The sequence below is a fragment of the Rhizobium sp. CF080 genome (assembly GCF_000282095.2).
Lineage (GTDB): Bacteria > Pseudomonadota > Alphaproteobacteria > Rhizobiales > Rhizobiaceae > Neorhizobium.
Genome location: NZ_AKKC02000002.1, coordinates 20074 through 37222, shown reverse-complemented (window position 1 = coordinate 37222; position 17149 = coordinate 20074). Strand labels below are relative to the sequence as shown.

Below are 17149 nucleotides of genomic sequence, written 5' to 3'. Positions count from 1 at the left end.
GAATTCCGCGCCGATGAAGGCAATCTGGCTCGGCTCGGAAACTTGATGACAATTTTCTTATTTTGGAATTGTTCAAAACTAGCGGAGCCTCTATATAGGGTGGGTACGAGTCTCGGGAGACCAGCATGCGCTTGACCAAACAGACGAATTACGCAGTACGGATGCTGATGTATTGTGCCGCCAACGAAGGCCATCTCAGCCGCATCCCCGAGATCGCCAGGGCGTACGGCGTTTCCGAACTCTTCCTCTTCAAGATCCTGCAGCCGCTCAACAGGGCCGGACTGGTGGAGACCGTGCGTGGTCGCAACGGCGGCGTCAGGCTGGGCCGCGCTGCTGACCGGATCACGTTGTTCGATGTCGTCAAGGTGACTGAAGACAGCTTCGCCATGGCGGAATGTTTCGAAGAGGGTGTGGCGGAATGCCCGCTTGTTGACAGCTGCGGCCTGAACGCCGCGCTCCGCAAGGCGCTCAATGCGTTCTTCGACGTGCTCGCCGAATACACGATCGATGATCTCGTCAAGGCGCGTCCGCAGATCAACTTCCTGCTGGGCATCGATATGCTGCACCTGCCGAAGGCCATCCCCAAGGCCATCGCGCCGGCCGCCTGATCTTCCCGATCCATGTTTTTTGAGAGGCGCCGCCGTTGAGGCCGGCGCCTTTTGTTTTGCTTGGGAGCGGCGGAAGAGGTTGACCTCGTTCGCATTTGCAATAGAAGGGGACTAGGCGTTTTGCTGGCTTTTGTCAGTTTTCCTTCCTGTGGCGCCTTCAGGATCTAAGCCATGTCCCCTTCGGAATTGCGCGCATTTGCGCTGACTGCGCTGATCGGCACCGCCGGTGCGTTGATTGCAATTCTCGTTGCCTTTCCAGCCCCCTATCTCATCGGTCCGGCAATCGCGATCACCATTGCAGGGCTCGCCGGGCTGAACCTGACGGTGCCGGCGCAGGTCCGCAATGTCTGTTTCATCATCGTCGGGGTATCGATGGGGGCGACCGTCACGCCTGAGGTGATCGTCGCGGCGCGCACTTGGCCGCTGAGTTTCGTCATGGTGCTCGTGGCGGTCGTGATCCTGCTCTATGTGAGTTCCTGGGTACTGCAGCGGTTCTTCCATTATGACCGGATTACCGCGTTGCTCGCCTCATCCCCCGGCCATCTGAGCTATGTGCTGAGCCTCGCTGCCGAAACCCGCTGCGACCTGCGCGCCGTCAGCGTCGGCCAGAGCGTGCGCGTTCTGGCACTGACCATCACCGTCCCGCTGATCGTCGAAATCTTCGATCTCGTCGGCACCGATCCCGTTGTGATTCCGCTGGCGATGAACACCCCAGTTCTGGTCGCCATGCTCGCGGTCTCGGCGCTGTTCGGCCTGCTGTTCATGCGTTGGAATTTTCCGGCAGCGCTGCTGCTCGGCGGCGTCGTGGTGTCGATCGCCACGCATGTGACCGGGTTCATCAGCGGCGGCGTTCCGAACTGGCTCCTGGTTCCGACCTATGTGGTCCTCGGCTCGGTTATCGGCACACGCTTCTGCGGCGTGTCGATCAGCGAATTGCGCACCGCCTTCGTGGCCGGCGGCGTGGTGACGGTGGTCGTCATCGTCCTCGCGGCCGGGATTGCCGGCGGCGTTTCCTATCTGACCGGCGTGCCGCTCGATGCGGCACTGATCGCCTTTGCGCCGGGCGGGCTCGAGACCATGTCGGCGATGGCGGTGATGCTGCATGCCGACCCCACCTATGTCGGCGCCCATCACGTGCTGCGGCTGATGTTCCTGTCGGTGCTGATGCCCATCGTGCTCGGCAAGGATGCGCGGCAGCGTTGAGCGTCAGTTGACGAGGCGCACCGAGGTGATCTCGGAACCGGTCCCGCCCGCAACTCCCGTATAGGGTTCGATCGTCCAGTTGGACGAGTTCATGATCATGGTATTGACCACCAGCGTGATGAGATTCGTCTGGTTCGTCGTCGAATTGTAGGTGACGTCGCGGTTCGGAAGATGGATCACTCCCTTGAGAGTTTCCCCATTGGAACCGTTGAAGATGTATTGCTGCTTGCGGGCATTGTTGGCGGCATCGCTGGTCTTTTCGAACATCAGGATGCCCTTGTAGGTGCCGCTGGTCGGCGCCGATGCGGTGAAGCTCAAGCTGCCATTGGCGCGGATTTCGCTGTCGGTGTCGGGAAAATAGAAGGTCACTCCCTCCGCGACGACCGTCGAACCGGAATTGATGATCATTCGGCCTTTGACGATGTGGAGGCCGGGTTTGAACGTGATCTTCGGCGACCCGTTGAAGGTGGTGCCGCAATGGACGCCGGGCGCAAGTTCCTGCACCGCGCCGTCCTTCGTGCCGCTGGTGGTGCAGGTCGAGGAGACGGCCGGCTCGGCAATGCCGCCGGCATAGGGCTCTGCGGAAACCTTGCAGCCGGGCTTCAGGTTGCTGAGTGTCCCACCGTTCTTGATATATTGGGTGCCGGCAACGCAGAAGCTGGCCGTATCGATCGTCGCGCCGCTATTCATGATGAAGGCCGGATTTTGGGTCGAACTGACCTCCACGCCGCATTTCTCCGAATGCACGTTGGCGCCCGAATTGATCAGGACCGCCTGCGACGCATTGCCGAGCACGTAGATGCATGCGCCGGATGGCTTCGGGTTCCTGTTCGCGATGGCGGTGGATTGGACCTTGACGTCGATGCTGTGGATGCCGAGCAGGCCGAGGAAATTTGTAGGCACGCCTTGGGCATAGGTGCCTGTCAGGCTGCCGTCGCTATTTCCCGCGACGACGAGTGCGGTGTCGAGATCAGCGTCTTCCGGAACCGCATCGGTCAGAAAGCGCAGCGCTTCCCGGCGCTGACTGGTGATATCGGGTTTCGCAACGGCGCTCAGCAAAGCCGCGTCGAGCGTACCCTGCAGTTTGGCGCGTTCGAACGAAGCCTGGGCAAAATCGATAGCGCCACCAGCGGTCGCAACGAGGATCGGCAGCGCGAGAGCCGTCGCTATCGCAAAATTGCCGCCCGTATCGCGCAGGATATGATAGATGCGAAACGCTGTATTATCGATGAGTCTCCGCATGACGTGGGTCCCAAGTTGAATCCGGTGAGGGTAGAATGCACTTTTAAGGAGAGCCTTCTATCGCACTCTCTCTAAGGTTCCCGTAAGAGAATTGGAAAACCTGAGGTTAACTCCGTTTTGTCCTTCGACCCTTCCGCCCCCCTGAACGTGTTCTCAATGGAAGTTATTCATGCCCGCACTCAAACTTTCGTCCCCTCTTGCCATCGTCGTCATGGGTGTCAGCGGATCGGGGAAGACATCGGTCGGCGAACATCTCGCCGCGCGTCTCGATTGCGCGTTCGTGGAAGGTGACCGTCTGCATCCGGAGGTGAATGTCGCCAAGATGGCGAAAGGCATTCCGCTGACCGACGACGACCGCTGGCCCTGGCTCGATCTCGTCGGCAGCGAATTGGCCAGGGCAACGGGACGGGGCGAAAGCGTGGTTGTCTCGTGCTCTGCCCTGAAACAAACCTACCGGGACCGGCTGCGGCGGGAGAGCGGCGGCACGCTCTATTTCATCTTCCTCACCGGCGACCCCAAGGTGCTTGAGCAGCGGATGGGCGCACGCACCGGCCATTTCATGCCTGCATCGCTGCTTCAGAGCCAGCTTGCCACCCTGGAAAGCCCGGAATTTGAGCCCGGCGTGGTAACCGTCGACATCAACGCAAGTCTTAATACCATCGTCGATAAGGCTTTTGATGGTATTGCTAAGCTCCTGTGAGCATAGATAATAGGATTTAGGCTCTCGTTTTCTCCGATGTCCTGTCTTGTGCATGGGCGTGGAAAGTATTCTAAAAATTACCAGGCTTCGTGATCCGATGCTCTTCGGGCGCCGTATAAACAACAGTTTTGCGTTCAAGCAATTCCGCCTGACTTACCGGAGATTTCACCGGCAACGACAGGCAACGGCTGACAGGTGTTTTAGGAGACGGTTTGCGGATGCCAGATTCGACGCAAGGACCGGGGCGGGGTTCCCTTCGCCGGGTGCCGAAACAGGAACGAAGCCGCGAGCGTATCGATGAGATCCTGAAAGTATCCATGGAACTGATCGGCCAGAAGGGCATCGACGCAGTGACCATGAAGGAGATCGCCGCTCTTTCCGGCGGGCCCATCGCATCCGTCTATCAGTATTTCCCGAACAAGTCCGCCATCATCGCAACGCTTTACGAACGTTATGTCGAAGAGGTTCGTTCCTTGGTAACGGGGCAGATTGAAAAGATCGCCACCGCCGAAGACGCGCTGCAGGCACCGGCCGCACTTTTCGATCTGTACTATTATAACATGCGGGAGAGGCCATCGCTTCAAGATCTCCTGAACGCGATCCAGGCCGACAAGGCGCTTGCGGATCTGGATATTGCCGAGACCCGCTTTCAGGCTGATGTATTCTACAAGGCCACCGAGCCCTTTGTGGAAGAGCCGCTTCGCGAAAGTTATGCACAGACGCTCCTGGTGATGTTCCACCTGTCGGGTGCGACCATGCGGCTGGCTCTCATGGTTCCGGAAGACGAAGCCGCCAGGGCCGTAGCGCAGTTCAAGTCCATCATCAGCGCGCAGGCGACCTATTATTTCACCGGCAGCTTCCCAGCTTCGCTCTGATCCGTTGATCAGACGCCCAACCGGTCGCGCCAGCCATACCACCAGGCGCCGAGCACGGTAAGCGGGACCCGGAACGTCTGTCCGCCCGGAAACGGCAGGTTGGGCAGCGACGACCAGATGTCGAAACGTTCCGCATGGCCGGCGACCGCCTCGCCGAGGATTTTGCCGAGCAGATGGGTGGTGGTCACTCCGTGGCCGCTGTCGCCGTGTGAGAAATAGACCTTGTCCGACAGTTTCCCCATATGCGGGATGCGGGTGAGGGTCAGCGCGAAATTGCCGCTCCAGGCGTAGTCGATCTTTACGTCCTTCAGTTGCGGAAACGTCTTCAGCATGTTGGGGCGGATGACCCCCGTGAGGTCGCTCGGGTCATGGCCACCATAACCGATGCCGCCGCCATAGAGCAGCCGGTTGTCCGCGGTGCGCCTGTAGTAGTCGAGGATGTAATTGGCGTCCTCGACGCAATAATTGGCCGGCAGCAGGCTTTCGATCAGCGCGGCGTCGAGCGGTTCCGTCGCCATAACCTGGCTGGAAACCGGCATCATCCGGCCGCTGATCTCCGGAAATTGCGGGGAGAGATAGGCGTTGCCGCAGACGAGCACGTAAGAGGCTTTCACCGAACCGTTTTCGGTTCGCACCACCGGCTTTTCGCCCATGTCGAGACTTGTCACGCGCGAAGCTTCGAAGATGCGTCCGCCAAGGCTTTCGAAAGCAGCGGCTTCCCCGAGCACCAGATTGAGCGGGTGGATATGGCCGCCGAGCCTGTCGATCATGCCGCCGGCATAACGGTCGGTCTTCACGTACCGTCCGACCTCGGCCTTCGAGACCATCTCCAGCCCGCCATGGCCGTATCGTTCCCAATCGGCCTTGTGATGCTCCATTTCGCGGATCTGCTTGTTCGTGAAGGCCGCGAAGAAGCCGCCATGCACCAGATCGCAGTCGATCCCGTATTTCACGACGCGGCTGCGGATGATCTCACCGCCTTCGAGCGACATCGCCCCGAGCTTCACCGCCTTGTCGCGGCCATAACGGCCGGCGATGGTTTCGAGATCGCGGCTGTAGCCATTGACGATCTGGCCGCCATTGCGGCCCGAGGCGCCAAAGCCGATACGTTCTGCTTCCAGCACCACGACCGAATAACCGCGTTCGGCAAGCTCCAGCGCCGCGGAAATCCCGGTGAATCCGGCGCCGACGACGCAGACATCTGCTTCTATCGCGCCTTCGAGGGCAGGGCGGACACGCTTGTCCTTGGCCGAGGCCGCGTACCACGAATTCGTGTGGCGGGGATTGTCGCTTGTCTCGAAGACCATCTCACACCGTCCGAATATAGGCCCGTCGGTCACGCCCGACAGCCCCTGCCGCCTGCTGGCCAGCCCACTCTTTATGTAAGGCTAGGCGTTGAAACGCTCCGGGCGATAGGCCGAGATATCGATCAGCGGCTTCTGCCCCGTGATCGCTTCGGCGATCACCTGCCCGGTCACTGGTCCAAGCGTCAGGCCGTGATGCGCGTGGCCGAAGGCGAACCAGAGGCCCTCGTGCCGCGGCGCCTTGCCGATCACCGGCATCATGTCCGGCGTGCAGGGGCGGGCGCCCATCCACGGCTCGCTGTCGAGCCGCTCCGCCAGCGGGAATATGCTGCGCGCGACGGCCTCGGCGCGATCGAGCTGAACAGGCGTCTTCGGCGCATCGCGGCGGGCGAATTCCGCGCCCGTCGTCAGCCGAATACCCTGGTTCATCGGCGCCAGGAAATAGCCGCGCTCCGCATCCATGGTCCAGCCGTTGAGCTTGGCATTGCCCTTGGCCGCATAGTGCATGTGGTAGCCGCGTTTGACGCCGACCAGGAAATTGTAGCCGAGCGGCTTCGTAACCGTATCGGACCAGGGGCCGAGCGCCACCACCACGTCCTTGGCTTCCACCGTGCCTTCGCCCGCGACGATCCGCCAGCCGGTCTTGGTCTGCGACAGGCTCTTGGCATCGCCCTTCAGCACGCGGCCGCCGAGCTTTTCGAACAGCGCCACATAGGCGCGCGTCAGCGCCAGCGGGTCCTTGACCGACCATGGGTCTTCCCAACGCAGGCCGCCGACGAAATCGGTGGAAAGATTGGGCTCCTGTTCGGCGATATCGGTAGGCGAAAGCTCCTTGAAGGCGACGCCGTACTCCTTGCGGAGCCGTTCGGCCTCGCCGATCTCGCCGTCATGCTTGGCGCGGGTGCGGAACACCTCCGTCCAGCCGTTCTTGGCGATCAGATCCTGGGCCCCGGCTTCCTCGATCAGCTCGTTATGGGTCGCGATCGAGTGCTCTATCAGCGGCGCATAGGCGCGCGCGATCAGCTGGTGGCGGGTCAGGTTCGAATGCCACCAGTATTTCGCCAGGAACGAGGTGACTGATGGGATCGCCCGCCAGTGGAAATGCGCGTCGATGCGGTTGTTCATGGCATAACGCAGGATCAGGCCGAACTGCTGGGGAAAGCCATAGGGTACGACGCCCTCGCGCTGGATCAGCCCGGCATTGCCGTAGGATGTCTCCATCCCGGGTTCCTTCCGGTCGACGAGCACCACCGATTTGCCGCGCCGGGCGAGCTGCAATGCCGTCGAAACGCCGACAATGCCGGCTCCCAGCACGATCGCATCTGCTGTCATGATCTGAATTCCATTTCCCAAGTCTTTTATAGTTCGAGGATTTCGAACATGCCGCCCGGAATGCTGCGGCGCAAATGAAAAATCACGGATGCTTATATGGATTCCCTATTTCTTCGTGCCCGACGCCCAATCGAAAGCCTATGAGGCCGTCGCTACCTTCTGGATCGTGCATCGGTTTCGATGCCGGCTCCGTGCGAACAATGCCGCGAGCCAATCCCAACAAGGAGTGACTGAAATGTTTGGTCGTTTGGGGAACGTCTACGTCCTGCATCTGGCTGAAGCCAAGGCCCAGCAGCGCCGGCTGTCGCAGCCAGGTCGCCCGGTCGATGCGAATCTCGGGGTCTTCCTGAGGCTTCTCGGCGTCATCGGTCTCGGCCTCTGCGCCGCGGGCCTTGTTTCCATGATGGTGGCTTGAGGAGAAACACGATGAGCAAGGCAATGTTGAAAAGCGAACCTCCCGCGCGTGGCGTGCGTTTCACGGTCGGCCGCGATGCCGGTGGCCGCTGGGTCGTCTCCGACCGGGAAGGTCTCATCGGCGGCCTCTTCACCGACCGGGCGTCGGCGGTGCATTTCGCGATGTTCGAAAGCGATCATGAGCCCGGCGCCGTCTGCTGCGTCCCGGAAGACGTGACCTTGAGCCTCGGGCCGGTTTTCGAGCCGCCGGTCAGCCGCTCTCGGGCGAAAAGCTCCCACATGAAGATCGTGGGACGGGCGTGAGGAGAATGCCGATGTCCAGGGCCATCTACTATATGCGTGGGAATGTCTATCCGCGCTCCCGCCCTTTCGGGAAGCCAGACCGCCTGCGTGCTTCGAACATCATCCTCGGCATGCTCGCAGTCATGCTGGTAATGCTCGTCACCGCCTACGCGATAACCTTTGCGGCCGCATCCTGAGGATAGCCGCCGCCGGAAAGAACGAAATTCCTATAGGATTTTTATTTCTTTCCTCTGCGCTCCGTCTCGAACCCCTATGCGGTCGCGCCGCATATTAGGGTCCGAGAGATCGCAAAAGATCATCTCCAAGCCGGAAAGCATCAAGGTGCCGTCCCATCAGGATGGCACCCTTTACCTTGTCCGGCCTCGCCTTAACAACAGGAGTCCAGATCCATGATGGACGTCATTCTACTCGGCACCGCAGTCGTCTTTTTCGGTCTCTGCTTTGCCTACACCCGTGCCTGCGACAGGCTTTGAAGGGAGAAGCTCCGATGATCCTCGATTATGTCCTGAGCGGTGCCGTGACCGTGTTCCTCACCGTCTACCTCACCTACGCTCTCATTCGTCCAGAACGCTTTTGAAGAGAACTGGCGCTTCTAGTCAAGCTGCCGGGTATTGAAAGTTAACCCCAAATGACCCTCAACGGATGGCTTCAGATCCTGCTTTATTGCGGGATCATCATCGCGCTCGTCAAACCGCTCGGCGGTTACATGACGCGTGTCTTTTCAGGCGAGCGCACTTTTCTGTCACCCGTCCTCGTTCCGATCGAACGGGGACTTTATGCCGTGGCCGGCACCAGCGAACGCGAAGACCAGCATTGGACCTCCTATGCCTTCGCCATGCTGATGTTCAACCTCTTCGGCGTCCTCGTGCTTTATGCGGTGATGCGGCTGCAGGCCGGCCTGCCCTATAATCCGGCCGGCATGGGCGCCGTACCGCCGGAGCTTTCCTTCAACACCGCCGTCAGTTTCGTCAGCAATACCAACTGGCAGAACTACGGTGGCGAAAGCACCATGTCCTATCTCACCCAGATGATGGGCCTCAACGTGCAGAACTTCGTTTCTGCCGCGACCGGCATGGCGATTGCCGTCGGCCTGATCCGCGCCTTTTCGCGCGCATCGGGTAAGGCGATCGGCAATTTCTGGGTCGATATGACCCGCGCCACGCTCTACATCCTGCTGCCGATCTGCATCGTGCTGACGCTGGTCTATGTCTATCTCGGCGTGCCGCAGACGCTTGGGCCTTATGTCGAGGTAACGACGCTGGAAGGCGCCAAGCAGACCATCGCTCTCGGTCCGGTCGCCTCGCAGCTTGCCATCAAGATGCTCGGCACTAACGGCGGTGGCTTCTTCAACGCCAACTCCGCCCATCCGTTCGAGAACCCCGACAACATCTCCAACATGATCCAGATGCTGTCGATCTTCGCGATCGGCGCGGGCTTCACCAACGTTTTCGGCCGCATGGTCGGCAACCAGCGCCAGGGCTGGGCGATCCTCACCTCGATGGGCATCCTGTTCATCGTCGGTGTCGGTATCACCTACTGGGCGGAAGCGGCCGGCAATCCTCTCATGCACCAGCTCGGTCTTGCCGGCGGTAACATGGAAGGCAAGGAAGTCCGCTTCGGCGTCGCCATGTCCTCGCTGTTTGCTGTCATCACCACGGCGGCCTCCTGCGGTGCGGTCAATGCCATGCATGGTTCGTTCACGGCACTCGGCGGCCTGATTCCGCTCATCAACATGCAGCTCGGCGAAGTCATCGTCGGCGGCGTCGGTGCGGGTTTCTACGGCATCATCCTCTTCATCATCGTCGCGGTCTTCGTGGCCGGGCTTATGGTCGGTCGCACGCCGGAATATCTCGGCAAGAAGATCGAGGCGAAGGAGATGAAGATGGCTGTGCTTGCCATCCTCTGCCTGCCGCTCGCCATGCTGGTCTTCACGGCGATCGCCACGGTCCTGCCGTCCGCCGTCGCCTCGATCGGCACCGCCGGCCCGCACGGCTTCTCCGAAATCCTCTATGCCTATACGTCGGCTGCGGCCAACAACGGCTCGGCTTTCGGCGGGCTTACGGGCAACACGCCCTGGTACAACGTGACGCTCGGCATCGGCATGCTGATGGGCCGCTTCCTGGTCATCATCCCGGCACTTGCGATCGCAGGTTCGCTGGTTGCCAAGAAGACGGTTCCGGCCTCGGCAGGCACCTTCCCGACCGACGGCCCGCTCTTCGTCGGCCTGTTGGTCGGCACGATCCTGATCGTCGGCGGCCTCACCTTCATGCCCGCTCTGGCGCTCGGCCCGGTCGTCGAACACCTGGTCATGATCGCCGGCCAGACCTTCTGAGGTCCTGAGGGAGCAATGCCATGAGCATCCGCAAAGCCCTCCGCAGACAGGCCACCCTTGCCTCGCAAAAGCGAGGCAAGGGTGAGCAGAACCCCTACGGATCCTATGCAATTTTTATCATGACGGCGGTCATTCTTGCCGTTGTGCTCGTGATCGAAGTCTTGCGCGGCTGATCGACCCTTCGTCGCCTCGTTTGACAAGGCAACTCATTTCAAAGCTGGAGTCTCTTATGAGCCAGGCAAAATCCGCGAGTATCATGGATAGTCGCATCCTCATTCCGGCCGTGGGAGCCGCTTTCAAGAAGCTCAACCCCCGGAGCCTTGCCCGAAACCCGGTCATGTTCGTCGTGGCCACGGTCTCGGTCCTCACCACCGTGCTTTTCCTGCGCGATCTCGCGGCGGGCAACGGCAATCTCGGTTTCTCCTTCCAGATCAACATCTGGCTCTGGTTCACCGTGCTGTTCGCCAACTTCGCCGAAGCGGTCGCGGAAGGCCGCGGCAAGGCGCAGGCGGATTCGCTGCGCAAGGCCCGCACCGAAACCCAGGCCAAGCTGCTCTCGGGCAGCGACCGCACCCATTACAAGATGGTCGCCGGCACCAGCCTCAAGGTCGGCGACGTCGTGCTCGTCGAACCGGGCGACATCATTCCCTCCGATGGTGAAGTCATCGAGGGTGTCGCCTCGGTCAACGAAGCGGCGATCACCGGCGAGTCCGCCCCGGTCATCCGCGAATCCGGCGGCGACCGCTCGGCCGTGACCGGCGGCACCCAGGTGCTGTCCGACTGGATCCGCGTCCGTATCACGGCTGCCGCCGGCTCCACCTTCCTCGACCGGATGATCTCGCTCGTCGAAGGCGCCGAGCGCCAGAAGACGCCGAACGAGATCGCGCTCAACATCCTGCTCGCCGGCATGACGCTGATCTTCGTGCTCGCCACCGCAACGATCCCGAGCTTCGCGATCTATGCCGGTGGTTCGATCCCGATCATCATCCTCGTCGCGCTGTTTGTGACGTTGATCCCGACCACGATCGGCGCGCTACTCTCGGCGATCGGCATCGCCGGCATGGACCGTCTCGTCCGCTTCAACGTGCTCGCCATGTCCGGCCGCGCGGTGGAAGCCGCCGGCGACGTCGATACGCTGCTCCTCGACAAGACCGGCACGATCACGCTCGGCAACCGCCAGGCCACCTCGTTCCGCCCGGTCCGCGGCGTCTCCGAACAGGATCTCGCCGATGCGGCTCAGCTCGCGTCGCTTGCCGACGAAACGCCGGAAGGCCGTTCCATCGTGGTGCTTGCCAAGGAGAAATACGCGATCCGTGGCCGTGATATGGCGAGCCTGAAGGCGACCTTCGTCCCCTTCACCGCGCAGACCCGCATGAGCGGTGTCGATCTCGAAGGCTCGCAGATCCGCAAGGGTGCGGTCGATGCGGTGCTTGCCTATGTCGGCGCCGGTTCGCTGCCGGTCTCCGGCAATGCGGCAATCGCCGCCAGCCCGCAATCTGATATCGTGCGCGAGCTGCAGGCAATCGCCGACGAGATCGCCAAGGCCGGCGGCACGCCGCTCGCCGTTGCCCGTGACGGCAAGCTGCTCGGCGTCGTCCAGTTGAAGGACATCGTCAAGGGCGGTATCCGCGAGCGTTTTGCGGAACTGCGCCGCATGGGCATCCGTACCGTGATGATCACCGGCGACAATCCGATGACGGCCGCTGCGATTGCCGCCGAAGCCGGTGTCGATGACTTCCTCGCCCAGGCGACCCCGGAGAACAAGCTGACGCTGATCCGCGAGGAGCAGGCCAAGGGCAAGCTCGTCGCCATGTGCGGCGACGGCACCAACGATGCGCCAGCACTCGCCCAGGCCGATGTCGGCGTCGCGATGAACACCGGCACGGTCGCCGCCCGCGAGGCCGGCAACATGGTCGACCTCGACTCGGACCCGACCAAGCTCATCGAGATCGTCGAGATCGGCAAGCAGCTCCTGATGACCCGCGGCGCGCTGACCACCTTCTCGATCGCCAACGACATCGCCAAGTATTTCGCCATCATCCCGGCGATGTTCCTGACCTTCTATCCCCAGCTCGGCGTGCTCAACATCATGGGGCTCGCCACGCCGCAAAGCGCCATCCTGTCGGCGATCATCTTCAACGCGCTGATCATCATCGCGTTGATCCCGCTATCGCTGAAGGGCGTCAAATACCGCGCCATCGGTGCCGGCGCGCTGCTGTCCCGCAACCTGCTCGTCTACGGTCTCGGCGGTATCATCGTCCCCTTCATCGGCATCAAGGCGATTGACATGATCATCACCGCGATCGGTCTCGCTTAAGGAGAAATGACAATGTTCAAGCAACTTCGTCCCGCGATCGTCATGATCGTCGCCACTACGGCCATTACCGGCCTTATCTACCCCTTCGCCATGACCGGCATCGCCCAGGCCGTTTTCCCGACCCAGGCAAACGGCAGCCTGATCGAGAAGGACGGAACCGTTGTCGGCTCGACCCTGATCGGCCAGGCCTTTGCCGGCGACCAGTATTTCCACGGCCGCCCGTCGGCCGCCGGCGACGGCTACAACGCCGCCTCGTCTTCCGGCTCCAACCTCGGCCCGACCAGCGCCAAGCTGATCGACCGGGTGAAGACGGACTATGAGGCCGCCAAGGCGACCAACCCGAACGCCGAGGTGCCTATCGACCTCGTCACCGCATCCGGCAGCGGCCTCGACCCGCATGTCTCGCCGGAAGCCGCCCTCTTCCAGGTGCCGCGCGTCGCCAAGGCCCGCAACATGGATGAGGCTGCGGTCCGCGCGCTCGTCGAAGCCCATGTCGAAGGCCGGGAACTCGGTTTCCTCGGTGAACCTGTGGTTAATGTTCTGGCGCTCAACATGGCGCTTGACCAGCCGCGTTCTTAAATTGAAATGGCGGCGGCTGTCAGCATCGACAGCCGCCGCTTCCCGCACGGGAGACAGGTAGCCAATGCCCGACGACAGTCGCGAGAGTGAAAACAGGCCTTCGCCGGATGCGCTCCTGGAGCATGCCGAGCGGGAATCGCGTGGGCGGCTGAAGATTTTCCTGGGCGCCGCCCCCGGCGTCGGCAAGACCTACGAGATGCTGATGTCCGGCCGCGCCCGCAAGGCCGACGGCCTCGACGTGGTGATCGGCGTCGTCGAGACCCATGGCCGCAAGGAGACCGAGGCGCTGGTCGAAGGCTTCGAAGTGGTGCCCCGCAAGCTGATCGACTACCGCGGCCAGCAGCTCGATGAAATGGACCTCGACGCCATTCTGGCGCGTCGCCCCGCCCTGGTCCTGGTCGACGAGCTCGCCCATACCAACGCCGCCGGCAGCCGCCATCCGAAGCGCTACATGGACGTTCAGGAAATTCTCTCGCAAGGCATCGACGTCTATTCGACGCTCAACATCCAGCATGTCGAAAGCCTGAACGACGTGGTCGCGCAGATCACCCGTATCCGGGTGCGCGAGACGGTGCCGGACAGTATCATTGACCGCGCCGACGACGTCGAGATCATCGACATCACCCCGGACGACCTCATCAAGCGGCTGAACGACGGCAAGGTCTATGTGCCGACCACGGCGCGGCGCGCCATCGAGAACTACTTTTCGCCTGGCAACCTCACGGCTTTGCGCGAACTGGCGCTTCGCCGCACTGCCCAGCGCGTCGACGAGCAGCTCCTGAACCACATGCAGGCGCATGCCATTTCCGGCCCTTGGGCTGCTGGCGACCGGGTGCTCGTCTGCCTCGACCATGGACGCAACGGCGCGAGCCTCGTCCGGTACGCCCGCCGGCAGGCCGATCGCCTGAGGGCGCCATGGGCGGCGCTGCATCTCGAAACGCCGCAGTCGGTCAATCGGTCGGAGCAGGACAAGGATCGGCTGGCGGCCAACATGCGGCTTGCCGATCAGCTCGGCGCCGAGACTGTGACGCTGCCGGCGCTGCAGCCGTCACGCGAGATTATCGCCTACGCGAATGCCAACAACTTCACCCATATCGTCGTCGGGCGCCCTGGCAAGCCACGCTGGCGGCAGATCTGGCAGGGATCGGTCACCCATGACCTGATCCGTTATGCGGGCGATATCAGCGTCCACGTCATCTCCGGAGATGCCAAAGAGGGCGAACCGCAGCGCGGTGTGAAGGCAGCGCAGCTGCCCAAGGCATTCCGCTTCAAGCCCTATGTCAAAAGCACGATTTTCGTCGTTCTCGCCATCATCGCCGGCGCCGCGCTCGACCAGACGCTTGATGTCCGCAACCTCGCTCTCGTTTTTCTGATGGCTGTGCTGGCGGCGGCGGTGCGCGGCGGGTTGGGGCCGGGCCTGTTCGCTTCTGTGGCCGGTGCGCTCTCCTTCAACTTCTTTTTCCTCGAGCCGCGCTATACGTTCACGGTCCGGGATCCGGAAAGCCTGGTGGCGCTGTTCTTTTATCTCGGCGTGGCGGTCGTCGCCTCCAACCTCACGGCGGCCGTGCAGCGCCAGGCTGCCGCGGCTCGCCAGCGGGCGCGCACCACCGAAGACCTCTATCTTTTCTCGAAAAAACTCGCCGGCACCGGCACGCTCGACGACGTGCTCTGGGCGACCGCCTTCCAGATCGCTTCGATGCTGAAAGTCCGGGTCGTCATCCTCTTGCCGGAAAACGGCTCGATCGCCGTCAAGGCCGGTTACCCGCCGGACGACACGCTGGTGGATGCCGATATCGCCGCCGCCAAATGGGCCTGGGAGCACAATCGCCCGGCCGGCCGCGCCGCCGATACGCTGCCAGGCGCAAAGCGCCTTTATCTGCCGATGCGTACCGGCCGCGAGGCGGTCGGCGTCATCGGCCTCGACAACGACAAGCAAGGACCGCTGCTGACGCCCGAGCAACAGCGGCTGTTCGATGCGCTGGCCGATCAGGCCGCACTGGCGATCGAGCGCATCCAGCTCGTCTCGGATGTAGACAAGGCCAAGCTCGCCGCGGAGACCGACCGCCTGCGCACCGCACTGCTCACCTCGATCTCGCACGACCTGAAGACGCCGCTCGCCGCGATCATGGGTTCGGCCGGCACGCTTAAGGACTTTGGCGCCGATATTCCGGAAGAGGCGCGTGCCGAACTTCTGACCAGCGTGGTCGACGAGTCCGAGCGGCTGAACCGCTTCATTTCCAACCTGCTCGACATGACCCGCATCGGGTCCGGCGCCATGGAGCCGAACTATGCCTTCCACTTTGCCGGCGATATCGTCGGCACGGCATTGAGCCGGGCAGCAAAGATCGCCTCCGGGCACAAGCTCAATGTCAGCATTCCGGCGGACATGCCGATGCTCAAGGTCGATCCGGTCCTGTTCGAGCAGGTCCTCTTCAACCTCATTGACAATGCTGCCAAATACGCGCCCGACGAGACGGTGATCGATATCCGCGGCTGGCAGGACGGCGGCTCGATCCTTATCTCCGTGATGGATGAAGGCCCGGGCATTCCGCCCGACGATCTCGAGCGCATCTTCGACAGCTTTTACCGTGTGCGGAAAGGCGACCATGTGCGGGCCGGCACCGGGCTCGGTCTTTCCATCTGCCGCGGTTTCATCGAGGCCATGGGCGGCACGATCCGGGCCGCCAACCGCTCGGATCGAGCAGGTGCGGTCTTCACGATCCGCATGCCGGTGCCGGCCGAAATGCCCATTCTGGGAGAACAAGAATGACCAATACTGCCGTTAGAGTCCTGATCGTCGATGACGAGCCGCCGATCCGCAAGCTCTTGCGCGTGGGCCTCTCCACCCAGGACTATGCGGTCAGCGAGGCGATGAACGCCAAGGTCGCGATCGATCTCGTTAAGACCGACAAGCCGGATCTGATCATCCTCGATCTCGGCCTGCCGGACATGGCCGGCCACGATCTGCTCGCCCGATGGCGTGGCGAGGGGCTGGACCTGCCGATCGTCATCCTGTCGAGCCGCACCGACGAGGCGGGCATCGTCAAGGCGCTCGAACTCGGCGCCGACGACTATGTGACAAAACCCTTCGGCATGAACGAGCTCGTCGCCCGCATCCGCGTGGCGCTCCGCCATCGCCTGCAAACCCAAGGCGAAAAGCCCGTCTTCCAGACCGGCGAGCTTTCGGTCGACCTCGTCAAGCGCATCGTCAAGGTGGCGGATAGGGAGATAAAACTGTCCCCGAAGGAATATGACATCCTGCGTATCCTGGTGCAGCATGCCGGCAAGGTGCTGACCCACCGTTTCCTGCTCGAACATGTCTGGGACGGCCTGACCGACGTGCAATACCTGCGCGTCTATGTGCGTCAGCTGCGCCAGAAGATCGAAAAGGCGCCCGACCAGCCGCAATACATCCTGACCGAGACCGGCGTCGGTTATCGGCTGCAGGAAGGCCAATAGGCGCTGCGATCCCAATCAATGGACATGACAATGAAACTCCGTGATTACCTCCCGCCGGAGAATATCGTGCTCGACCTCGCGCCGCCGTCAAAGGCGATCCTGATCCGGCAGCTCGCCGCGCTTGCCGCCGAAAGGCTGGCCTTCGATGCCAACGAGATCGTCCGGGTGCTGACCAATCGCGAAATCCTGGGTTCGACGGGGATCGGTGCCGGCATTGCCATTCCGCACGCGAACGTGAAGGGCCTCGATCGGAATTTCTGCCTTTTCGCGCGGCTGGCGAAGCCGGTCGATTTCGAGGCTGTGGACGACGAGCCGGTCGATCTCGTGTTCCTGCTCCTCAATCCTGAAAGCCGTCCGAACCATCTGAACATCCTGTCCTGCATCGCGCGCCGCGTGCGTGAGGAGGAGGTGGCTGCAGCCATTCGGCGAGCGATCGGCGTGCAGGACGTGCATTCGCTGCTTTGTCCAGCAAATCCATGAT

General features: G+C 62.0%; 18 protein-coding genes. 15 read left to right on the top strand and 3 right to left on the bottom strand.

Features of this window, described 5'->3' with window-relative positions; all coding sequences use genetic code 11:
- The first annotated feature begins 125 nt into the window (after positions 1-125).
- Complete coding sequence (gene rirA / locus PMI07_RS01400; protein WP_007769073.1) at positions 126-608, top strand: iron-responsive transcriptional regulator RirA; 483 nt, start codon at positions 126-128, stop codon at positions 606-608.
- Between the two features lie 171 nt (positions 609-779).
- Positions 780-1811 (top strand): AbrB family transcriptional regulator, encoded by a 1032-nt coding sequence (locus PMI07_RS01395; RefSeq protein ID WP_007769076.1) that lies wholly within the window; start codon positions 780-782, stop codon positions 1809-1811.
- A 3-nt stretch (positions 1812-1814) separates the two neighbouring features.
- Here PMI07_RS01395 and PMI07_RS01390 read toward each other — a convergent pair whose 3' ends face one another.
- A complete protein-coding gene (locus PMI07_RS01390; RefSeq protein ID WP_007769079.1) occupies positions 1815-3053 on the bottom strand; it encodes a TadE/TadG family type IV pilus assembly protein in 1239 nt (412 codons plus the stop codon).
- Positions 3054-3222: 169 nt separating this feature from the next.
- On the opposite strand from PMI07_RS01390, the gene PMI07_RS01385 reads away from it, so the two are divergent.
- Both PMI07_RS01385 and PMI07_RS01380 read left to right on the top strand, forming a co-directional pair.
- A complete protein-coding gene (locus tag PMI07_RS01385; RefSeq protein WP_007769081.1) occupies positions 3223-3753 on the top strand; it encodes a gluconokinase in 531 nt (176 codons plus the stop codon).
- A 218-nt stretch (positions 3754-3971) separates the two neighbouring features.
- On the top strand, positions 3972-4628 hold the full coding sequence (locus PMI07_RS01380; protein WP_007769083.1) for a TetR/AcrR family transcriptional regulator: 657 nt from the start codon (positions 3972-3974) through the stop codon (positions 4626-4628).
- 8 nt (positions 4629-4636) lie between these two features.
- Here the strand turns inward: PMI07_RS01380 and PMI07_RS01375 are convergent, their stop codons facing one another.
- Both PMI07_RS01375 and PMI07_RS01370 read right to left on the bottom strand, forming a co-directional pair.
- Complete coding sequence (locus tag PMI07_RS01375) at positions 4637-5935, bottom strand: FAD-binding oxidoreductase (protein WP_024163472.1); 1299 nt, start codon at positions 5933-5935, stop codon at positions 4637-4639.
- An 81-nt stretch (positions 5936-6016) separates the two neighbouring features.
- Complete coding sequence (locus tag PMI07_RS01370) at positions 6017-7264, bottom strand: FAD-binding oxidoreductase (RefSeq protein WP_024163471.1); 1248 nt, start codon at positions 7262-7264, stop codon at positions 6017-6019.
- A gap of 235 nt (positions 7265-7499) precedes the next feature.
- Here PMI07_RS01370 and PMI07_RS34710 point away from each other — a divergent pair, with 235 nt between their 5' ends.
- The 11 genes from PMI07_RS34710 (at position 7500) to PMI07_RS01325 (ending at position 17148) form a co-directional block, all read left to right on the top strand.
- Positions 7500-7679: a hypothetical protein gene (locus PMI07_RS34710; RefSeq protein ID WP_007760784.1), complete on the top strand. Its 180-nt coding sequence runs from the start codon at positions 7500-7502 to the stop codon at positions 7677-7679.
- Between the two features lie 11 nt (positions 7680-7690).
- A complete protein-coding gene (locus PMI07_RS01360) occupies positions 7691-7981 on the top strand; it encodes a hypothetical protein (protein ID WP_007760779.1) in 291 nt (96 codons plus the stop codon).
- Between the two features lie 11 nt (positions 7982-7992).
- Positions 7993-8157, top strand: coding sequence for a hypothetical protein (locus tag PMI07_RS34705; protein ID WP_007760776.1), 165 nt, complete (start codon positions 7993-7995; stop codon positions 8155-8157).
- A 311-nt stretch (positions 8158-8468) separates the two neighbouring features.
- Entirely contained in the window at positions 8469-8558 is a 90-nt protein-coding gene (locus PMI07_RS01355; protein WP_007760774.1) for a K(+)-transporting ATPase subunit F, read from the top strand.
- A 51-nt stretch (positions 8559-8609) separates the two neighbouring features.
- A complete protein-coding gene (gene kdpA, locus PMI07_RS01350) occupies positions 8610-10313 on the top strand; it encodes a potassium-transporting ATPase subunit KdpA (RefSeq protein ID WP_007760772.1) in 1704 nt (567 codons plus the stop codon).
- A gap of 20 nt (positions 10314-10333) precedes the next feature.
- Positions 10334-10486, top strand: a complete 153-nt coding sequence (locus tag PMI07_RS34700) for a hypothetical protein (protein ID WP_007760770.1) — start codon at positions 10334-10336, stop codon at positions 10484-10486.
- 56 nt (positions 10487-10542) lie between these two features.
- Positions 10543-12630, top strand: coding sequence for a potassium-transporting ATPase subunit KdpB (gene kdpB, locus PMI07_RS01345; RefSeq protein WP_007760761.1), 2088 nt, complete (start codon positions 10543-10545; stop codon positions 12628-12630).
- A 12-nt stretch (positions 12631-12642) separates the two neighbouring features.
- A complete protein-coding gene (kdpC, locus tag PMI07_RS01340; protein WP_024163470.1) occupies positions 12643-13209 on the top strand; it encodes a potassium-transporting ATPase subunit KdpC in 567 nt (188 codons plus the stop codon).
- A 64-nt stretch (positions 13210-13273) separates the two neighbouring features.
- On the top strand, positions 13274-15979 hold the full coding sequence (locus PMI07_RS01335; RefSeq protein ID WP_024163469.1) for a sensor histidine kinase KdpD: 2706 nt from the start codon (positions 13274-13276) through the stop codon (positions 15977-15979).
- Positions 15976-16668, top strand: a complete 693-nt coding sequence (locus tag PMI07_RS01330) for a response regulator transcription factor (protein WP_007753375.1) — start codon at positions 15976-15978, stop codon at positions 16666-16668. The genes PMI07_RS01335 and PMI07_RS01330 overlap by 4 nt, the downstream gene beginning before the upstream one ends.
- Positions 16669-16698: 30 nt before the next feature.
- The gene (locus tag PMI07_RS01325; RefSeq protein WP_024163468.1) at positions 16699-17148 is read left to right on the top strand and encodes a PTS sugar transporter subunit IIA; all 450 of its coding nucleotides are present in this window, start codon (positions 16699-16701) and stop codon (positions 17146-17148) included.
- The last annotated feature ends 1 nt before the right edge of the window (position 17149 follow it).